Annotated in this window: 16 protein-coding genes; 11 read left to right on the top strand and 5 right to left on the bottom strand. The window is 45.7% G+C overall.

Annotation, left to right across the window (positions count from 1 at the left end; genetic code table 11):
• Positions 1-66 precede the first annotated feature (66 nt).
• Positions 67-1,692 (bottom strand): bifunctional metallophosphatase/5'-nucleotidase, encoded by a 1,626-nt coding sequence (locus tag ACZ5PW_RS13390; protein WP_464554492.1) that lies wholly within the window; start codon positions 1,690-1,692, stop codon positions 67-69.
• Between the two features lie 135 nt (positions 1,693-1,827).
• Between ACZ5PW_RS13390 and mltA the strand changes: the two genes are divergently transcribed.
• Positions 1,828-3,051: a murein transglycosylase A gene (gene mltA / locus ACZ5PW_RS13385; protein WP_464554491.1), complete on the top strand. Its 1,224-nt coding sequence runs from the start codon at positions 1,828-1,830 to the stop codon at positions 3,049-3,051.
• Between the two features lie 6 nt (positions 3,052-3,057).
• On the top strand, positions 3,058-3,786 hold the full coding sequence (locus tag ACZ5PW_RS13380; protein ID WP_464554490.1) for an MBL fold metallo-hydrolase: 729 nt from the start codon (positions 3,058-3,060) through the stop codon (positions 3,784-3,786).
• Between the two features lie 5 nt (positions 3,787-3,791).
• On the opposite strand, the gene ACZ5PW_RS13375 is transcribed toward ACZ5PW_RS13380, so the two are convergent.
• Together ACZ5PW_RS13375 and yedF are read right to left on the bottom strand one after the other, a co-directional pair.
• Positions 3,792-4,544, bottom strand: coding sequence for a pseudouridine synthase (locus ACZ5PW_RS13375; protein ID WP_464560411.1), 753 nt, complete (start codon positions 4,542-4,544; stop codon positions 3,792-3,794).
• Between the two features lie 232 nt (positions 4,545-4,776).
• Positions 4,777-5,394, bottom strand: a complete 618-nt coding sequence (gene yedF / locus ACZ5PW_RS13370) for a sulfurtransferase-like selenium metabolism protein YedF (RefSeq protein WP_464554489.1) — start codon at positions 5,392-5,394, stop codon at positions 4,777-4,779.
• A gap of 240 nt (positions 5,395-5,634) precedes the next feature.
• Between yedF and ACZ5PW_RS13365 the strand changes: the two genes are divergently transcribed.
• Together ACZ5PW_RS13365 and ACZ5PW_RS13360 are read left to right on the top strand one after the other, a co-directional pair.
• A complete protein-coding gene (locus tag ACZ5PW_RS13365) occupies positions 5,635-7,344 on the top strand; it encodes an ABC transporter ATP-binding protein (RefSeq protein ID WP_464560409.1) in 1,710 nt (569 codons plus the stop codon).
• A 71-nt stretch (positions 7,345-7,415) separates the two neighbouring features.
• Positions 7,416-7,985, top strand: coding sequence for a lysophospholipid acyltransferase family protein (locus ACZ5PW_RS13360; RefSeq protein WP_464554488.1), 570 nt, complete (start codon positions 7,416-7,418; stop codon positions 7,983-7,985).
• 258 nt (positions 7,986-8,243) lie between these two features.
• Here the strand turns inward: ACZ5PW_RS13360 and ACZ5PW_RS13355 are convergent, their stop codons facing one another.
• Positions 8,244-9,560 (bottom strand): M23 family metallopeptidase, encoded by a 1,317-nt coding sequence (locus ACZ5PW_RS13355; protein ID WP_464554487.1) that lies wholly within the window; start codon positions 9,558-9,560, stop codon positions 8,244-8,246.
• Positions 9,561-9,845: 285 nt separating this feature from the next.
• On the opposite strand from ACZ5PW_RS13355, the gene hysB reads away from it, so the two are divergent.
• From hysB to ACZ5PW_RS13335, 4 genes are all read left to right on the top strand, one after another.
• Positions 9,846-10,793, top strand: a complete 948-nt coding sequence (gene hysB / locus ACZ5PW_RS13350; RefSeq protein ID WP_464554486.1) for a NiFeSe hydrogenase small subunit — start codon at positions 9,846-9,848, stop codon at positions 10,791-10,793.
• A gap of 24 nt (positions 10,794-10,817) precedes the next feature.
• Positions 10,818-12,359, top strand: a complete 1,542-nt coding sequence (hysA, locus tag ACZ5PW_RS13345) for a NiFeSe hydrogenase large subunit HysA (protein ID WP_464554485.1) — start codon at positions 10,818-10,820, stop codon at positions 12,357-12,359.
• A gap of 530 nt (positions 12,360-12,889) precedes the next feature.
• Positions 12,890-13,363 carry a NiFeSe hydrogenase maturation protease gene (gene hysD, locus ACZ5PW_RS13340; RefSeq protein WP_464554484.1) on the top strand — a complete coding sequence of 158 codons (474 nt, stop codon included), beginning with the start codon at positions 12,890-12,892 and terminating at the stop codon, positions 13,361-13,363.
• Between the two features lie 153 nt (positions 13,364-13,516).
• Positions 13,517-14,755, top strand: coding sequence for a tetratricopeptide repeat protein (locus tag ACZ5PW_RS13335; protein ID WP_464554483.1), 1,239 nt, complete (start codon positions 13,517-13,519; stop codon positions 14,753-14,755).
• A gap of 141 nt (positions 14,756-14,896) precedes the next feature.
• Here the strand turns inward: ACZ5PW_RS13335 and ACZ5PW_RS13330 are convergent, their stop codons facing one another.
• The gene (locus tag ACZ5PW_RS13330; protein WP_464554482.1) at positions 14,897-15,328 is read right to left on the bottom strand and encodes a CBS domain-containing protein; all 432 of its coding nucleotides are present in this window, start codon (positions 15,326-15,328) and stop codon (positions 14,897-14,899) included.
• A 235-nt stretch (positions 15,329-15,563) separates the two neighbouring features.
• On the opposite strand from ACZ5PW_RS13330, the gene ACZ5PW_RS13325 reads away from it, so the two are divergent.
• Genes ACZ5PW_RS13325 through ACZ5PW_RS13315 form a run of 3 tightly spaced genes read left to right on the top strand, consistent with a single transcriptional unit; the run spans position 15,564 to position 18,140 of the window.
• A complete protein-coding gene (locus ACZ5PW_RS13325; protein ID WP_464554481.1) occupies positions 15,564-16,208 on the top strand; it encodes a protein-L-isoaspartate(D-aspartate) O-methyltransferase in 645 nt (214 codons plus the stop codon).
• A 24-nt stretch (positions 16,209-16,232) separates the two neighbouring features.
• Positions 16,233-17,192 carry a DUF368 domain-containing protein gene (locus ACZ5PW_RS13320; protein WP_464554480.1) on the top strand — a complete coding sequence of 320 codons (960 nt, stop codon included), beginning with the start codon at positions 16,233-16,235 and terminating at the stop codon, positions 17,190-17,192.
• Positions 17,193-17,246: 54 nt separating this feature from the next.
• Complete coding sequence (locus ACZ5PW_RS13315) at positions 17,247-18,140, top strand: P-loop NTPase (RefSeq protein ID WP_464554479.1); 894 nt, start codon at positions 17,247-17,249, stop codon at positions 18,138-18,140.
• Positions 18,141-18,221: the final 81 nt, after the last annotated feature.

The following is an 18,221-nucleotide window of genomic DNA, read 5'->3' as shown; positions in this document are numbered from 1 at the left end:
GTTCATGTCTTCAGGGGTATATATTTACTTTTACTGATTTTAATTAATGGCGATACATGGTCATTATTAATTGAAATAGGGCATGCCTTCACGGTTGAATATCACCGGTTTGCTGTCAATCTCTATCATTTTCATATCAAGCAGTCCAAATTTAATGACATCCCGGACTCTTATGAAAGTGTCAACCCTGCCGGAGGCTTCTTTTAGGCTAATGTAGCCGTCACCTCCGCTGGCAAGGTAGGAATTGGTTGTGACCGAGTATGTTTCTTTTTCCCGGATAGGCCGGAAGATTCCATTTCTATCCATAACTTTGATGCCGGAAATCCGGTTTCCGGCCTGTCTGATTCGTACCGGCTTTCCCAATTCATTGATCTCAAGCTCTTGTGGAGTGGCTGTGATATCCAATGTATATTGAAGCCCCGATGTCTGTAGAAAAGCTCCCGAAGGTGCTGGGAGTTTGTGCACCGAACGTTCCAATATCTGTTTAAGAGTTTTTCCACTGACTTTCAGAACGGTGATAGTATTTCCGAAAGGGAACATCTTGTTGATATCGCGTCCTGTAATCGGACCTGCCGGAATAACTTTATCTCCTCTGATTCCACCGCTGTTCTGAAATGCTATGTCTGTCTTAAACCTGTCCCGCATTATTGAACTTACCAGTCTACCTATGGGAGCTTCTCTGGTTCGGATAAGCGTTACACGCGTATCAAGTACCGCCGGAGATTCGGTGATTATTTCATTTGAGCTTCCTTTCAATACTCTGGAATCAAGATATTTTTGCAGGTCGGCATCAGTGCTTGTGTTATCCGTTACCGGTATAATGGTCCATTCGTGCTTTGAGGCGATACCGTTTTTCACACTGAGTTTCAGAACCCCCACAAACCTTCCCTGACTGCCGCATTGGACCAGGATCCCGGGGCTGTTTGCATTTCTTGCAACAATTTCCTGACCCGGCAGGATATCTTTATGATTCTGCCCGCCGCAGATCACATCTATCTCTGTTACTTCTTCGATTATTTTTTGTTGATCTTCATAGTCGAGGTGGCTGAGCAGGATGACGATATCGGCTCCTTTTTCGCGGAGTTCTTTTGCTGTTTCCCTAGCTGATTTTACAAGGTCAGATGATACGGAAATCCCCGGTCCCGGGTTGGATAGCATAGAAAGCTCAGGCAGAATCATGCCCATAAAGCCTACTTTTAAAAAGTTTATTTCAATTATTTTATAAGGTTGAATGAACTTTTTCAGTTTGTTCCCTCTTGAAGTCTTCAAGTTGCTTACTACAGTCGGAAAATTTTTGTAATTAAGGGATTTGATAAGAAAGTTTGTTCCGCGGTCAAATTCATGGTTCCCGAGAGTGGAAATATCAAAGCCCATTTTATTCATGGCTCCGAAAACTATTTTCCCCTGCTCATTTGTTAGGGATTCACCCATTAGATCATCACCTGTGGCAATGGTCAGGCATATGCCCGGATGTTGCTCTCTATATGACTTAAATATTGATTGAATTCTTGCAAATCCTCCGAAAGTCCGTACCATGCCATCAGAGTTATGCTCGTTTTTTTCTCTTGCAGGAAGCAACTGGCCGTTGAGCCCGGATGTAGTAAGAAGCACTAGATCCCATCTTGCGTAAGCGCTTGAAGTACAGGTGAAAATAATTATGATGATTGTGGTAGCGACTATGTATATACGCATGGAACTACTCTATTGATTTAGCGTTTTTATGATCCCGCAAACCGGAGCGGTTAATATAATATATTTAAACTTGATATAAGCCAGTTTGTGATAATTTTCCAGTATCTTTAAAATATCATGTTCGGAGTTTTTTATATGCTCAAAATGAATTGTTCTGTTCGTTTTGTCGTGGCTTTTATATTAATTTCAGTGTCCTCAATTGTAACAGGCTGTGCTACCAAGACTCCACCTGTGAGTTCTCCAAAAGGCTACATAAGAGTAGACAGCTCAAGGGTGGAAGGATTGGTAAACAGGCTTTATACTCAGGCTGATCCCGAGTTCACATGGCTCAGTCTCAGAAAAGGTATTGAGCATAATCTGAAGTATATTAATCGCAGAGCTGGCAAAAAGATCGCGGCGAGATACGGCGGGTTTGATATTACCTGGGAGATGTTGCGTAGGACAAATGAAGAATTTCTTGAGATTTTGCCCCGGTTGGAAGATTCCCCGGAATTATTGAAAGAAAATTTCGTCTGGTTTGAGCTTTCCCCGAGAACTCTGCTCACCGGATACTACGAGCCATACCTGGAGGCTTCCCTTACACCGGATCCGGAGTACCCGTATCCATTGTACAGTGTTCCTTCGGATATAAAAAAACTTGATCTCGGAAAATTTCATCATCGCTGGAAAGGGCAGACCCTTCTTTATCGCACCGAGAATGGTGAAGTCCTCCCGTATCATGACCGCAGGGATATAGACTTCGAGGGGGCTCTTGATGGAAAGGGGCTTGAAATAGCCTGGGTGAAGGACAGAGTTGATATCTTCATGCTTCAGGTGCAGGGGTCGGGAAGGCTCGTTCTTCCTGATGGAAGCGTCAAACATGTTCTCTATGCAGGAAAAAATGGCCTTAAGTATGTCTCTCTTGGTAAGGAACTTATTAAACGGGGGCTGTTGCCGAGGGAAGGCATGAGTATGCAGAAAATAAAGGCCTTTCTTAAGGAAAATCCTGATATGATAGAGGAAATGCTTACCACGAACCCGAGTTACGTGTTTTTTAAACTGGACGATGAAGGACCGTTCGGTTCCATGGCAGCACCCTTGACACCGATGGCAAGCGTGGCAACAGATACCAGAGTGATTCCTCATGGGGCTCTCGGATTATTGACCACCCGTCTTCCCATGCAGGGCCAGGATATCAAAAGGGCGGTCGCCAAGATTGTGATGGCTCAGGACCGTGGCGGAGCCATTAAGGGAACCCGTGTCGACTTGTTCTGCGGCTCCGGTAAGGATGCTGAATTTCTGGCCGGACATCTTACTTCGTGGTCACATGTATATTTTCCCGTCAGCCGGGCATATATAGAGGAAATAGAAGCTCAGTAGGTTCTCATGCAGGTCTGTATTACTCATATTTTTCATAATTGTTTTGTTCTGGATATTGGCGATATCAGCTATGTTTTTGATATTCCTGCGGAGCGTTTCAGAACTTCAAAAGCTTTGGATTCTCTCAGAAATGCAGTGCTAGGGCGGGATGTAATCGCTTTTTTTACTCATAGCCATTTTGATCATTTTGCCCCGGATTATGCCGAAGTATGCAATACTGCAAACTCTTTGAAGTCTGTTATTTCTGATGACATAGAAGAGATGTATCCGGATATCCCATATAAAGATGCCCTGATTGTTGAACCGGATGCAAAGTATGAATATGCCGGACTTGAAGTCGAGACATTGATGTCAAATGATCTGGGGGTTGCTTATATTTTCAAGACCCCGGAAAATATCAAAGTATATAACGGCGGAGATCTGGCTTGCTGGGATTGGGATAACGCGTCACTTGCCGAGCGCAATTTCACCAGAAATTTTTTTAACGACGCGGTGAGTAAAGTCGCAAGGGAAAAAGTTCAGGTGACATTTTCCAATTTGGACAAACGGCTTAAAAATCTGGCAGGCGGGCCCCAGTTCATTGAAAAAGTTAAACCCCAGATTTTTGTGCCTACCCATGCATTCGGAAGAACTGAATGGCTTGAGGGGATTCACAAAAAGCTGGGGATCGACTCTTCTAAATGTTTTTCTTACAGACGTGCGGGGGACAGGGCCTGCTTTGAAGTAAGTCCTTAGATTTTTTAACTGAGCTTTAGGTCCTTTTTTAACAGCGTAATTTCTTTCTTGCTTAATTCACGCCACAGTCCGCGTTTGAGATTACCAAGTTCAACGCGGCCCTGGCGGACTCTCTGTAGTCTGAGTATCGTTTTGTCGAAATCATCAAACATTCGCCTTATCTGACGGTTGATTCCCTGATGGAGAACCATTTCATACTTAGTGGTTTTCCCGACACTTTCAATTGCTTTTATCTCAACAGGTGCCAGCGGATCTCCACCATCAAGAACCATTCCTGACTTCATAATTGATAACTGCTGTTGGTTAAGGCTGTCTCTGATCGTCACATGATACACTTTGGGCAGGTGCCAGCGAGGATGTGTCATGCGGTTGCAAAGTTCTCCGTCCGTAGTCAGGAGCAGGAGACCTTCGGAATAAAAATCAAGCCTTCCGACAGGGAATACCCGGCGTTTGATAATTTCCGGTGAAAGCAGATCCATAACGGTTTTTCGGCCCTGAGGATCTTTGGCGGTTGTTACAACTTCAATGGGCTTGTGAAGCATTATATAAAGATCTTCCGCTTTTCGATCGGATTTAACTGGCTTATTTTCAACTATGACCTCATCATTCTCCGGATCAACCTGTATGCCGGGTGAATCGGCAACTGAGCCGTTTATTTGGACTTTACCCTGCTTAACCAGCTCATCGGCTCCCCGGCGGGAAGTTATGCCTGCTGAAGCTATAAATTTATTTAATCTGACGGTTTTATTTTCACTCATATTATTTAGAAGAATTAATGTTCCAGAGTTTACGGGTTTATTTATCAGTTCCATGATGGCAATAAGGCCGCAAGATAATAGTCTCATAATCCCGGCTAGTCCGCAGCAGGAAAAAGGCGTAATTTTTTGAAGCCGCCCCGGCATCAGTAGAGCCGGGCGTGTTTTACAGCAGGTAATAATGTGGATGGAGATTTGTCATAAATCTCCATCCACAGGCTGCCGATGGCAACCTTTATGCTTTTATTACTTTGGTGGCAAGTTGAAGGGAGGTTACGACATCGAGCATGTTAGTGGTGTCACCCACATCTTTCAGCTCAAGCAGGCTGAAGTGGTCAAGGCAGGTTCCGCACACAAGAATGGAAACACCCGACTTTTCAAGCTCCTGAAGTTTTTCAAGGCATGGATGGCCCTTAGCGGATAGCTTTACCGCGCTGTTGACCATGATAATCCGCCAGAGGGAATCTCCCAGCTCAGGTAGAGTGGAGATAAAATTGAACATCAGTTTTTCGCCCAGGTCATCATCACCCTTGCCGAGAAATTCATTATCCAGAAAAACAAGCGTTTTGCTGCCAATTTTATCAAGCTCTTCATCACTCATTATTGTACATTCGGTACATTCTGCGGAGTCTTCGTCGACGGATTTTTTCCCGCCAACTATGAAAAGAGCTCCGTCCTGCCTGATCTCAACTTCATATCCTTTTGTGGTCATGAACCGGGATACATTCTCTTTGGCCGGTTCGTTGTCAACGACAGCTTCTATGTATTGGGGATTTTCAGACTCTATAGCATTCTTGCACAATATTACAGGCTGCGGGCATGGCAGACCCTGACATTCCAGTTTTACTGACATTTTATGTCCTCCTTTTGATTTTCAACCACAGGGATAAGGCTCTGGTCAAATTGATAGAAGTTATCTGAAGCATACACAAGTATTGAAATTGCCTATTGCAATGCAATCGACACTTGCGATGAAACCAAATGAGAAGTAAGGAAAAGACGCAATCGGCATAACGCCACAAATAAGGAGTCTGAATTGCCTAAAGGCGAAAAGTATAACTATCTGAAAAATAAGCATCTTATTAGAAGATGCATGGCTTATTTTTTACCCTACAAATTCAAGATTTTTATTTCTTTCATCTCCATGGGGTTTGTTGCTGCAGCGACAGCAGGTACTGCCTACCTCATTCAGCCGGCCATGGATGATATTTTCATCAATAAAGATCGTGAAGCCCTGATGCTGGTTCCCATAGCTTTTGTTGTGGTGATGCTGATCAAAGGTTTCTTTCGATTTCTTCAGACATATCTCATGAATACAACCGGTCTCCTGGTTCTTGAGCGGTTGAGAAATGATCTATTTGAAAAGATTGTCTGCCTTCCCATGGATTTTTTCGAAGAAAGCCAGGTGGGCATGCTTATGTCCAGAATTCTTAATGATGTGATGGAGATACGTCAAAGCCTGCCATCATTCATTATGATGATCAGAGAGGTTGTAACCATTGTAGCTCTTATCGGGCTGGTTTTCTACCGTGATCCATATCTGGCCTTCTTTTCTGTGCTGGTGCTTCCTCTTGCGATCTATCCTTTCTTCTTTTTCGGCAGGAAGTTGCGCAAACTGGGACGTAAGAATCAGGTTAAAATTTCTGACATAAACGCCCTGCTTCAGGAAGCATTCAGCGGTGTTAAGGTTATTAAAGCTTTTGCGAATGAAAAGCTCGAATCTACGCGGTTTGAAGGCGAAAACAACCGTCTGGTCAGGATAGCCATTAAACAGGTTCTGCATTCAGAGCTTTCTTCAAGAGTTATGGAGATTGTTGGAGCTTTCGGAATCGGACTTGTGCTCTGGTATGGCGGTAAAGAAGTTATTGAAGGTAACTCCACCCCGGGTACTTTCTTTTCCTTTATTGCTGCTCTTATTATGCTTTATGAGCCTGTGAAGAAAATCAACAGTTCCAACCTGACCATTCAGCGGGCTCTCGCAGGAGCTGAGAGGGTCTTTGAGATTCTTGATTCTCCTGAAATAAACACTGAGAAGGGTGGTAATCGAGATCTTGATCTTCCATTTGAGAAACTTGAAATCAAAGGTTTGAGTTTCAGTTATTCATCATCCGAAAGCCCGGTTCTTAAAGATATCAATCTTGATGTCAAAGCAGGACAGAAAGTGGCTATTGTCGGCCCGAGCGGCTCTGGTAAGACCACATTAGTCAATCTTATTCCCAGATTTTATGACTCTCAGGAGGGCAGTATAAAGCTCAATGGCAGAAATCTTGATGATTATACTCTGAAGTCCCTTCGCTTGAATATCGGCATGGTCTCTCAGGAGACTTTCCTTTTCAATGCAAGTGTACGCGATAACATCGCTTATGTTGACAGCAGCTCTTCAATGGAAAGTATTATCACCTCCGCTAAAACTGCCTTTGCGCATGAGTTTATCGAGAAACTCCCCGAAGGCTATGATACCATGATAGGCGAGCGGGGAGTAAGGCTCTCCGGTGGGCAGAAACAGCGTCTGACAATTGCCAGGGCGTTGCTTAAGAATCCGCCTCTGCTGATTCTTGATGAAGCGACAAGTGCTCTTGATACCGAAGCTGAGCGTATAGTCCAGCTTGCGCTTGAAAATCTTATGAAAGATCGAACCAGTATTGTTATTGCTCACAGGCTTTCCACTGTACTTTCCGCAGATATTATTGTTGTTATGGAAAGAGGAAAAATTGTTGCCAGAGGTTCTCATAAAGAGCTTCTTGAAAGCTCTCCTTTATACCAGAAACTTTACAATATGCAGTTTCAAGACAATCAGAAGTGATGAAGATCAGAGTTAATACTGACAAATTGGCACCTGTCATTGCTTTTCTGTTTCGATGGTGGGTCCGGTCCATGCGATTTGAAGTGCATGGCTATGAGAATATCACCCGGCTTGTAGATCAGGGTAAGCCTGTAATGCTTGCTTTATGGCATAATGAACTGTTCAGTCTGATCGGTTTGGGATATCTTCGCAAGCTGCCGCTTGTAACCATGGCAAGTGACAGTAAGGACGGTCAGATCATAACTGATATTCTTGAGTCGATCGGCTATGAAGTTGCCCGTGGTTCTTCCACTCGCGGAGGGCTGAAGGCCATGCTGGGTGTTGGCAGGGCTATGCGCAAAAAGAAGAAAATAGGTGCAATTACCATGGATGGTCCTAAAGGTCCGCGCCATGTAATCAAGCCCGGGATTCTGGCAATTGCCCAGAAAACCGGAGCGGCGATAATTCCTATGCGTGCGACTCCGGTAAAGCCGTTTGTTTTCAAAAAGTCCTGGGACCGTTTTGAACTTCCCAGACCGTTCGGTAAATGCAGAGTGGATTTAGGTGAGCCTATTGATGTAACTGCCCTTAAACTGGATGACAAGGTTCTGGAAAGTGAAGCCAGACGTTTTGAAAAGATTATGAAAGAGATGAAACTGTAATCTTTTTTAGCATAGATATTAAAGCGGTCCGTAACATTTTATGTGTTACGGACCGCTTTTTTGTTTCTGTATTGTTTATAGTCGTATCTAAAGTTAAAATTCAGCGATTAATAGTTTTTTCCCGTTTAAAGAAGCATGAAATGCGGACAAAAAAACACTGAAGTGTACGTTTTTTTAGAATACGCAACACTCCAGTGCTTTTTCTGTAATTCGGGAATTATCTAAATTCTGCTTAACCCAGCTTGTCTTTCAAATAAATTAGTCAAGCTTGTTGGTTATGTTGTTTTTGATCCAGCTTCCGTCCCACCATTCTACAGGGTTTACCGGGATACCGGAGCAGATGACTCCATAGTGAAGATGATCTCCGCCAGCCATACCTGTTGCGCCGGTTTTACCTATGATCTGTCCTTTTTCCACCATGTCACCGGGAGCGACATCAATCTGGCTCAGATGTGAGTAGAGTGTCTGAAGACCTAGTCCGTGATCAATAATTACTGCGTTTCCGTATATTCCGAAGTCAGAGGCAGCAAGAACAACCCGTCCACTGTTAGCAGCAGGGACAGGGGCATTACGCACGCTGGCAAGGTCTATGCCCAGGTGGGTCTGTTTATCAATTGCTTTTCCATTGTGGTAGTAAGTTCTTTTGTCTCCGAAGCCCGCCCGGGTAGCGGAGTTGGGTAGCCTGAGAAATCTTCCTTCAAACAGAAAGGTCGGGGATGTTTCCTCTGCTACACGATGCAACTCAGCTCTGTTTTTGACCCTCAGTTCTCTGTTGACTTTCAGGAAAAGAGCCACCTGACTGGGAATTCCTGGGAATTCAGTTTCAAACTGAGGCATTTTCCTGTTCAGAAATCTACTGGAAATGTTGATTTTATCGTGGCGGTAATTGCGCCCGTTGGCATGAAACCAAAAGGTGCGGTTACGCTTATTGGAGGCTTCGTCTTCGGCAATCAGAACCGGATTGAAATCTTTTTCATCGGTATAGTAGGGCATAGCAAAGAGACACGCGTAACTGCCGTCAGGCTGTTTGAATCCTGGAAAGAAATCTTCTCCCACTTCCACGCCGGTTTTGCTGGGCTCTTCACTGACGTTGTAAATGACAAGTCCGCATCCACCCTGATTGAGGTTATGGGTGCTGGTCTGCACCGTTACCTTAGGTGCTATTGTGTCCAGAGTGTAGTTGCCGCGGGCGATAAAGGCATTTCCGCTTCCAAAGCCGGCCAGCGATGTGTCAACGGCCCATGCGGCGATTTCAAAAGGCCCCTGCTTGATCTGCTTTTCCTTGATCTGGATGTCCTTATTGAAGTCAAATGAGCCTTTAGGCAGTTTTTCCTCAACCAAGGTAAGTTTCTTTTTACCCTGCGTGAGAACAACTTTGACAGCCTTAATACCGGACTGGGTGTCGCTTATATTGATGTTTATAGGCGTCTCATACGTTATATAGCCTTGCTCTGGTGTGAGGTTAATCTGAGGAGCGGTGGTATCCTTGTAAAGGATATATGCTCCCCCTGCGATTATTCCGGTGATTAAGAGTAATATAATTATTTGTCCGATTCTGCTTTTCTTTCGTGCCATTACAATTCCTTGAACTTGTTCGGGGTGGTCCCGGTTATATGCGTTGTTAAGCAGGGCGACCATAACAACAAAAAAGGGCAGGATTCAATATACAACATTGTGAAACTTGTTTTTATCTATGGGTGCTATCAGTTCTATCTATCTATGTGCCTGTTTTCCATCACTTATTGTTGACGTAAAACTACGTAATGTGTATGTCGAAGGGAAAATATCGTCGCCGTGGCGGTTTTTTTTCTCGTGTAAGGACAGTGCCTTACAACGCCGGCAACCACCAAGGAGGTAGGGATGAGTTTGACCAGGCGAGATTTCGTGAAAATGTGCACAGGAACTGTGGCTGGATTTGGGGTTTCCCAGATGTTCAACCCCAGTGTTGTGCACGCACTGAAGAAGTTTGTACCGCATGTATTCTGGCTGCAGGGACAGGGCTGCACCGGATGTTCGGTTTCCATTCTCAACTCAGTGCACCCCTCTATCGCAGAGGTTCTTCTTGATGTAATTACTCTCGATTATCACCCGACTATTATGGGATCCGAAGGAGCCGAAGCCTGGGATCACATGATGGATGTGGCTAAAGATCAGCAGGGCAAGTACATTCTTATTGTTGAAGGTTCCGTTCCGACTGCTGAGAACGGACATTACTGTATTGTTGGCGCAGGTGCCGACCATAAAGAATACACCATGAGCGAAGCCACCCTTGAGATGGCCAAGAACGCTGCTGTTGTGGTGAATGTGGGAACCTGCTCCGCATTTGGCGGTATACCCGCTGCTGAAGGAAACCTCACCGGCTCCATGTCCGTGACAAATTTCCTCGCAGAAAGTGGAGTGAAGACTCCCGTTGTTAACATTCCGGGCTGTCCTCCCCATCCTGACTGGATGGTTGGAACACTCGTTGTTGCGATTAACGCTATTGAAGAGAAAGGTCTGCAGGGTGGACTGGCTGAAGTTCTCACCATTCTTGATGATGATGGACGCCCGACTCCTTTCTTTGGCGAAAATATCCATGACAACTGCCCCTACCTGGAGGCATTTGATAACGACGAGTACTCTGAGATTTTCACCGATCCTAAAAAATGTCGCTATGAGCTGGGCTGTAAAGGTCCCAACGCATATTCCGATTGCTTCAAACGCAAATGGAACGGCGGTGTTAACTGGTGTGTTGAAAACTCAGTATGCCTTGGCTGTGTAGAACCGGGATTCCCGGATGAAATGTCCCCATTCTACGAAGCCGGTTAACCGGAAGGAGGAGTATTAATCCTTATGTCTTCAAAATCTCATGCACCCGCCGCAGGCAAGGACGGGAAACTTAAGATTGCCATTGATCCGGTAACCCGTATCGAAGGTCACCTCAAAGCAGAGGTTGTTGTTAAAGATGGTAAAGTAGTGGACGCATGGCTTTCCGGCGGTATGTACCGCGGATTCGAGAATATCCTGATCGGGCGCGATCCCCGTGATGCAGCTCAGCTTACCCAGCGTCTGTGCGGTGTTTGCCCCACAGCTCATTCCACTGCTTCCACCCGCGCACTTGATGACGCTTTCGGTGTAAAACTCACCACTAACGGCAGAGTTACCAAAAACCTCATTTTCGGTGCTAACTATCTGCAGTCTCATATTCTGCATTTCTATCATCTTGCAGCTCTGGATTTCGTACGCGGTCCCGGCAAAGGTCCCTTTGTCCCCCGTTTTGCACAGCCTGACCTGCGTCTTGACGAAAAAACAAATGCCGTTGCTGTTGACCAGTATGTGAAGGCTCTTGAAATCCGCCGCATCTGCCATGAAATGGTAGCTCTGTTCGGTGGTAAGATGCCGCACATTTCCGGTCAGGTTGTCGGTGGCGCCACTGAAATTCCCACCAAGGAAAAACTGGCTGAGTACGCAAGCCGTTTCAAGCAGGTTCAGAAGTTTATTGCTGAGACCTACGTACCCACCGTTTACCTTATCGGTTCCGTATACAAAGATCTGTTCAAGATCGGTGGCGGATATAAAAATGCCATGGCTTATGGCGTATTCCCCATGGATGATGCTGAAAGCGAATTCCTCCTCAAGCCCGGTGTTTACATCGATGGCAAAGATGAAGGATTCGACCAGAAGCTCATCAAGGAATACACCAAGTACGCATGGTACACTGATGAGTGCTCCGATCTGCATCCGAGCAAGGGTAAAACCATCCCCGATGTGCATAAAAAAGATGCTTACAGCTTCTGTAAGGCTTCTCGCTACAACGGTAAGGCCGTGGAAGTTGGACCTCTCGCACGTATGTGGATTCACAACCCCGAGCTCAGCCCCATGGGTCAGAAGCAGCTTAAGGACCTCTACGGTATCGAAGCCAAGATGTTCCGCGATCTGGGCGAAGATATGGCTTTCTCTCTCATGGGACGCCATGTTGCCCGCGCAGAGGAAGCCTACATGGTCGCCAACGCTATTCAGGATTTCTGGCTCAAGGAAATCAAGCCCGGCGAGGAAACCTACGTCAAGTCCGAGATTCCCCAGTCTGCTGAGGGTCTTGGCCTCACCGAAGCTCCCCGCGGATCTCTGCTGCACTACATCAACATCAAGGATTCAGTAACAGCGAATTACCAGATGATTCCTGCTACTCTCTGGAACAGCACCCCGCGTGATGACGCCGGTCATCGTGGTACCATTGAGGAAGCTCTCATCGGTACTCCGGTTCCTGATCCGAAAAGCCCCGTAGACATATCAAGGATCATCAGATCCTTTGACCCGTGACTGGGCTGTGCCGTGCACGTGCTGCACGCAGAGACTGGCGAAGAACACGTTGTTCACGTAGGAGAAGGCTGCTAGGTTGTATCTGGAAACCTGCACTGAAGACCGCAAGGTCCAGCTCCTGAACGTGTATACGTTCTGATTCACACATAAAACTCCCGGGCGCAGGATTCATTTCCAGTGCCCGGGAGTCTTTTTTGTAACCTTGCGGGGCGCCTTTGGGGAGCCTCCCGGCGGGCCCTCCGGGGCCAAAGAAACTTTTTTATTCACCACGTCCTGTGGCTCACCCCTTCGGGGCGTTGCAGAAATAACGCTCAAATCCTTTTTCCTGCGGATTTGTGAAAAAAGTTTCTCTGGACTCTTCAAAAACTTTCAATAAGCTTGGCCGGTTATGATTATAAATTTTTTTAGGGTATTCTTCTTGACGGCTTAGGTGAGTGGTTGGAATTGAATTTTATTAGATACTATCGCTCCCTAAGAGCGAAAGCCCGTTAGGGAGTCCAGAGGGGCTTAGCCCTTCTGGTCCCGCTGAAAGCGCCCCCGGAGGGACCCGCGGTAGCGTTCTCCGCCGGAGGCAATGCACGCACTGGTTGCGTAAAGGACCGAAAATGAAAAAACTGCTGGTATTAGGAATCGGAAATATCCTGCTCGGCGATGAGGGCGTCGGGGTACATGCTGTAGAAGAACTTAAGAAAGATGAATGGCCGGAATATGTCCATCTGGTTGACGGCGGTACATTCACCCACGATATTTTTCATATTCTGGAAGGATATGACGGCTTGCTGGTGCTTGATATTGTCCACGGCAGCAAAGATGCCGGGACAGTTTATTATCTTGAGGAAAAAGATATCATCCAGAATGAAAAGCAGCGCTTGTCCCTGCATGATATCGATCTGGTGGATTCTCTTAACATGGCCGGAGCTGTTGGAAAGCGTCCAGAAATGCGCATACTCGGCATGGAACCGGAAAACTATACAGACTGGTCCATGGAAATGACCGATACCTGCAAGGAAGTTTTTCCTGCGTTTGTTGAAAGAGCGCGTCAGGAGATCAACCGGTTCATTAAGGAGTTTGATCAGTAGTAAGCTGTTCGGAATATTGTAAAATTTGTATCAGGCGGCATCTTTCGGTGCTGCCTTTTTTTGTATATTTTATAACTTTTACTATATTGACGATGTCATAAATATACGGCTAGTGTTAGCCTTGTCTGTAACTTTCAGTGTGGAGTTAAAACTGTGAAGACGGGGCTCAAACATAAATTTCTGGCTATACCTGAAAGGGCATGGATTGGAATTACAGCGATCGCAACGGTCTGTACGGTGGCTTTAGGTGTTGTCTCATTGATGATTGGCCTTCCGCTTGGGGCTGGTAGAAAAAACAACGAAATCATTAGGCCAAGATATGATTTCTCAGAAAGAGAAGTTTTTTATCTTTCAAATGAAGACATATATGGGATTGTTGATAAATTAAAAGAAGATAACTCAGTTTACAGTCTCAGAGTCAGAGAAGAATTGAAGAAAGGGAATATTGAAAAGGCCCGAAAGTTATTAACAAGAAGTGCTCTGTTTAGAGAAAAGTCTTTTAATGGGGATCGGGAAGGAATAGTCCGTGATTATCTTTTGTTGGGGAAGTTGGCATTTTACAATGATACTTTGCAAGCATTCAGTGCCTATAAAAAAGTGACTGAATATGATTCCGACAATTATGAGGCATGGCTTCATTTGGGACATTTGAACAGGCGTCTAGGCAAAATGACCGAGGCCGGAAAATCTTATAATAAGGTTTTGAAAATAGCGGAGAGCACCGGGAATCGGGTAGTTGCGGCTTTGGCTTATAATCAGTTAGGAGTCGTTTTTCTCAAGCTTGATGATCGGGAAAAGGCCTTGGCTCTTTGCCTGAAAGCTTTGGATCTGAATCATTCAGAAGGATGTGAAGCCGGGATTGGAATGAGTTATGGAATTTTGGGTATTTTGTCGGAAAAGGACGCGGATTTCAAAAAGGCTGAAAAGTATTATCGTGAAGCGTTGGAAATTAATCGCAGACTTGGAAACAAGTCCGAAATGATAGCAGATTATCGTAATCTTGGAATATGTTACACGAATACAGGGGATTATGATAAATCAAGAGATTGCCATGAAAGAGCTTTGTTACTTGCCGAGGAGTTGGGGCACAAGCCGGCTATCGGAACAGAGTATACCAGTCTGGGGATACTTTGTTTTGTGACGAAAGACTACGAGGAAGCGGATAAATGGTATTCAAAGTCTTTGCGTCTGCATAGTGAACTGCGAAATAAAGAAGGTCTAGCGGCTGTTTATGCCAACAAAGGGAGTCTTGCTGAACACCAGGGTAATTATGTACTGTGCAGTTTATACTGGAAAAAGGCTTTGAGTCTTTATACGGAGATAGGAGCAGTTTCTAAAAAAGAAAAAGTTCAGAAGTGGATCAATAATCTCAATCGGGAAAAAGGGGTTTGAATCTCTTTGCCTCGTCTTGATTTTGACAAAATATTATATGCTTTTTAGCAGCAATTCATTATGAATGATTTCGATGGTCGCAGCACTAGTCGAAGCCCGGCAACTGCCGGGAGTTGCCGGGGAAGATCGTTAACCGGATTTCTAACCGTTTTCCAAAGCTTCCATCAGGCTTATTGTCAGTTTGAGAAAATCTGCTTCGGTCAGGATTCCTTCAAGCCCGTTCTGTTCGTTTACCACAGGCAGACAGCCGTATTTGTGGTTGAGAAGAAGATATGCGGCGTCTTTGAGGAGGGCTTCTTTATCAACCGTTTTTATGCCGGTCCGCATTATTTCGCCAACAGGTATTCCGGAATCTATTTCGCCCTGAGTTTCAGGATCTATATCAGCCAATTGGGAAATTGTAGCCCTCAAGATATCCCGGTGGGTTACAAGTCCAATGAATTCTCTGTTTTCATTAACTATCGGGATATGTCTTATTCTTTGCAGGTCCATAAGTGACCGTGCCATTTTGAGATTGTCATCCTCATTTAGCGTGAACAGTTCTTTTGTCATCAGGTCGTCAACTTTCAGCATGTGCTCCTCCTTATTCCTTACCTATAATCTCTCTTTATGATGCTTTCATGTCAAGTAAAGAGGCGTAAAAAACAAGTTTAATGCTTATTTTGAGCCATTCAGGTTGACTTGACCGCTAAAATCTGATTTGCAACTGCAAACACTGAATTAAAGTGGGGAATTTCCCGCCTTATGTTTTCTGTTAATTTTATTTCAGAACCGCAATCTGTTCAGCAGTGGTTCTGACGGGGGATAAGTGCGCATAGATCCAAAACGTTCACGTTCAAAAATGGTTGATGAACAGATAGTGGCCCGTGGGGTCTCTGATAAAGCTGTTCTTGATGCCATGAGAAAAATACCCAGACATCTTTTTGTGCAGGACGCTCTCGCTTCACGCGCTTATTCCGACAGTGCCCTGCCCATAGGTGAGGGGCAGACTATTTCTCAGCCGTATATCGTTGCTTTCATGTCTGAGCTTCTTCATATTGAGTCGGGGCATAAAGTTCTGGAAATCGGGACCGGTTCCGGGTATCAGGCGGCAGTCCTCGCAGAGATGGGGGCGGATGTCTTTACTGTGGAACGCATCCGCAAACTTTTTCTTGCCGCACGCAAGCTGCTTTTTGATATGCGGTATTTCAACATTCAACTAAAGTTGGATGACGGTACAATGGGCTGGCCGGAACATGCTCCGTATGACCGGATTATTGTTACAGCCGGTGGACCGGAAATACCCCAGTATCTCATTGATCAACTGGCAGACGGTGGACGTCTGGTTATTCCGGTGGGAGGACAGAAAAGGGTTCAGCGGCTGATGCTTGTAACCAAGACTGACGGTAAAGTTGATACTGTCGATATGGGCGGCTGCGCTTTTGTCGATCTGGTCGGTAAACAGGGCTGGTAGCCTTAAAGCTCCGCGGAGAATTTGATGAATATTTTTCAGGCGTGGAACCATGGGCCCGGACCGACATCTATTAAGGATTATATAATTCTGGTGCTTAAAGGCGTCTGCATGGGAATCGCGGATATTATCCCCGGTGTTTCCGGCGGAACAATGGCTTTTATAACCGGTATTTATGATAATCTTATCGATTCAATCCGCTCATTCAACCTTGCCTTCTTTAAAAAAGTCATGCGGCTGGATATTATCGGAGCCGTTGCCGAAGCGCATCTTAAATTTCTTCTCCCTCTTCTTTTTGGTATTGTCGCGGCCATGGTTTCCGTTGCCAACGTGATCCACCATCTTTTAAGAGACTATCCTGTACAGGTCTGGTCGCTTTTTTTCGGTCTGATCGCAGCGTCAATTCTTGTTGTCGGCAGGCGGGTGGGGGATTTCAATTTCAAAAATCTTGCTGCCGGAGTGGCCGGGGCAGTATTCAGTTTTGTGCTGGTAGGTTTGATACCGGTAACTACTCCGGATACTCTCTGGTTTGTTTTTTTCTGCGCCAGTATTTCTATTTGTGCCATGATTTTGCCCGGAATAAGCGGAGCCTTTATTCTGCTGCTGCTTGGCAAATATGAATTTATAACCGGGGCATTGCGTAATCCGGCTGTGCCTGAAAATGCTGCCGTGCTTGTGGCGTTTGTTTGCGGCTGCGCGGTTGGTATTTCGCTGTTTTCCCGTGTTCTGCATTTCTTTCTTGAAAAGTACCATGCTCTGACTGTAAGTGTTCTTACCGGATTTATGGCCGGGGCGATGAGAAAGATATGGCCCTGGAAGGAAGTCCTTGACTCTGTTGTTATCAGAGGAAAGACTCACGTTCTGAGTGAGGCCAACGTGCTTCCTCCTGCTGTTGATACAGAATTGCTTACGGCGGTTCTGCTGATGCTTGCAGGTTTCGCAGCAGTGATTATTTTGGAATGGGTATCTTCAGCCAGAGAGAGCTGAGGTCGAGCGGGGTGTTTCATCCCCTTTTTTTAAATATACAACAAAGGCATAGATATGAGTTCATCATGCGGTTCCTGTTCTTCCGGGGGCAAAGGCGGAGATAAAAAAGCAAGCGCTGCACAGGAGTTGCAGAACGAGCTGATTTCTTCGACCCTCCAGAAGATCAAGTACAAAATTTTTGTTATGAGCGGTAAAGGCGGTGTCGGTAAGAGCTCCGTTGCGGTCAATATCGCGGCTGCCCTCGCAGACAAGGGCTTCAAAGTCGGCATACTTGATGTCGATATTCATGGCCCCAGCGTTCCCCATCTGCTCGGTATTACCGGCCAGCTTGATGTAGAGCGCGGCAACCTTGTTGTTCCCAAGAAGGTGAATGACAATCTTCATGTGGTTTCCATGGAATCCCTGCTCAAGGACCCTGATCAGGCGGTTCTTTGGCGTGGACCTATGAAAACTTCTGCAATCAGACAGTTCATCTCGGATGTAACCTGGGGTGAGCTGGATTTTCTGGTTGTTGATTCGCCTCCGGGAACCGGTGATGAGCCCATGACCGTTCTCAAAACAATTCCCGAGTCTCTGGCGGTGGTTGTTACCACTCCTCAGGAAGTTTCCCTGGCGGATGTCCGCAAGGCGATTAACTTCCTGCAGTATGCCAAGGCGAACATCATGGGAGTTGTCGAGAATATGAGCGGTCTTATCTGTCCTCATTGTTCCGAGCACATTGATCTTTTCAAGAAAGGTGGCGGCGAGGAACTAGCAGGAAAATACGGCCTTCCTTTCCTTGGCGCGGTTCCTCTTGATCCCACCACCGTTGTGGCGGGAGACCTTGGAAAACCGGTTGTTCTTCTTGAAGAAGATTCTCCGGCCAAGCTGGCCTTCAGAGAAGTGGCTGACCGTATTGCTGAAGCGGCTGAAAGCAGTCTTGAAGTTGCTTCCAGTACACACACTTAATAGCTGCCTTTGCATTTACGCAACGGTTTTGAAATGCCGGGTTGACATCCTGTCCACCTGAGCAGAGAATCAAGCTGCATT

The organism is Maridesulfovibrio salinus (genome assembly GCF_055394525.1).
This window is presented reverse-complemented; position numbering and strand designations above follow the sequence as displayed.

Bases quoted from the DNA above. Each gene is read 5' to 3' on its own strand.
- ACZ5PW_RS13390 (WP_464554492.1), bottom strand. From the start codon at position 1,692: ATGCGTATATACATAGTCGCTACCACAATCATCATAATTATTTTCACC.
- mltA (WP_464554491.1), top strand. From the start codon at position 1,828: ATGCTCAAAATGAATTGTTCTGTTCGTTTTGTCGTGGCTTTTATATTA.
- ACZ5PW_RS13380 (WP_464554490.1), top strand. From the start codon at position 3,058: ATGCAGGTCTGTATTACTCATATTTTTCATAATTGTTTTGTTCTGGAT.
- ACZ5PW_RS13375 (WP_464560411.1), bottom strand. From the start codon at position 4,544: ATGAGTGAAAATAAAACCGTCAGATTAAATAAATTTATAGCTTCAGCA.
- yedF (WP_464554489.1), bottom strand. From the start codon at position 5,394: ATGTCAGTAAAACTGGAATGTCAGGGTCTGCCATGCCCGCAGCCTGTA.
- ACZ5PW_RS13365 (WP_464560409.1), top strand. From the start codon at position 5,635: ATGGCTTATTTTTTACCCTACAAATTCAAGATTTTTATTTCTTTCATC.
- ACZ5PW_RS13360 (WP_464554488.1), top strand. From the start codon at position 7,416: ATGCGATTTGAAGTGCATGGCTATGAGAATATCACCCGGCTTGTAGAT.
- ACZ5PW_RS13355 (WP_464554487.1), bottom strand. From the start codon at position 9,560: ATGGCACGAAAGAAAAGCAGAATCGGACAAATAATTATATTACTCTTA.
- hysB (WP_464554486.1), top strand. From the start codon at position 9,846: ATGAGTTTGACCAGGCGAGATTTCGTGAAAATGTGCACAGGAACTGTG.
- hysD (WP_464554484.1), top strand. From the start codon at position 12,890: ATGAAAAAACTGCTGGTATTAGGAATCGGAAATATCCTGCTCGGCGAT.
- ACZ5PW_RS13330 (WP_464554482.1), bottom strand. From the start codon at position 15,328: ATGCTGAAAGTTGACGACCTGATGACAAAAGAACTGTTCACGCTAAAT.
- ACZ5PW_RS13320 (WP_464554480.1), top strand. From the start codon at position 16,233: ATGAATATTTTTCAGGCGTGGAACCATGGGCCCGGACCGACATCTATT.
- ACZ5PW_RS13315 (WP_464554479.1), top strand. From the start codon at position 17,247: ATGAGTTCATCATGCGGTTCCTGTTCTTCCGGGGGCAAAGGCGGAGAT.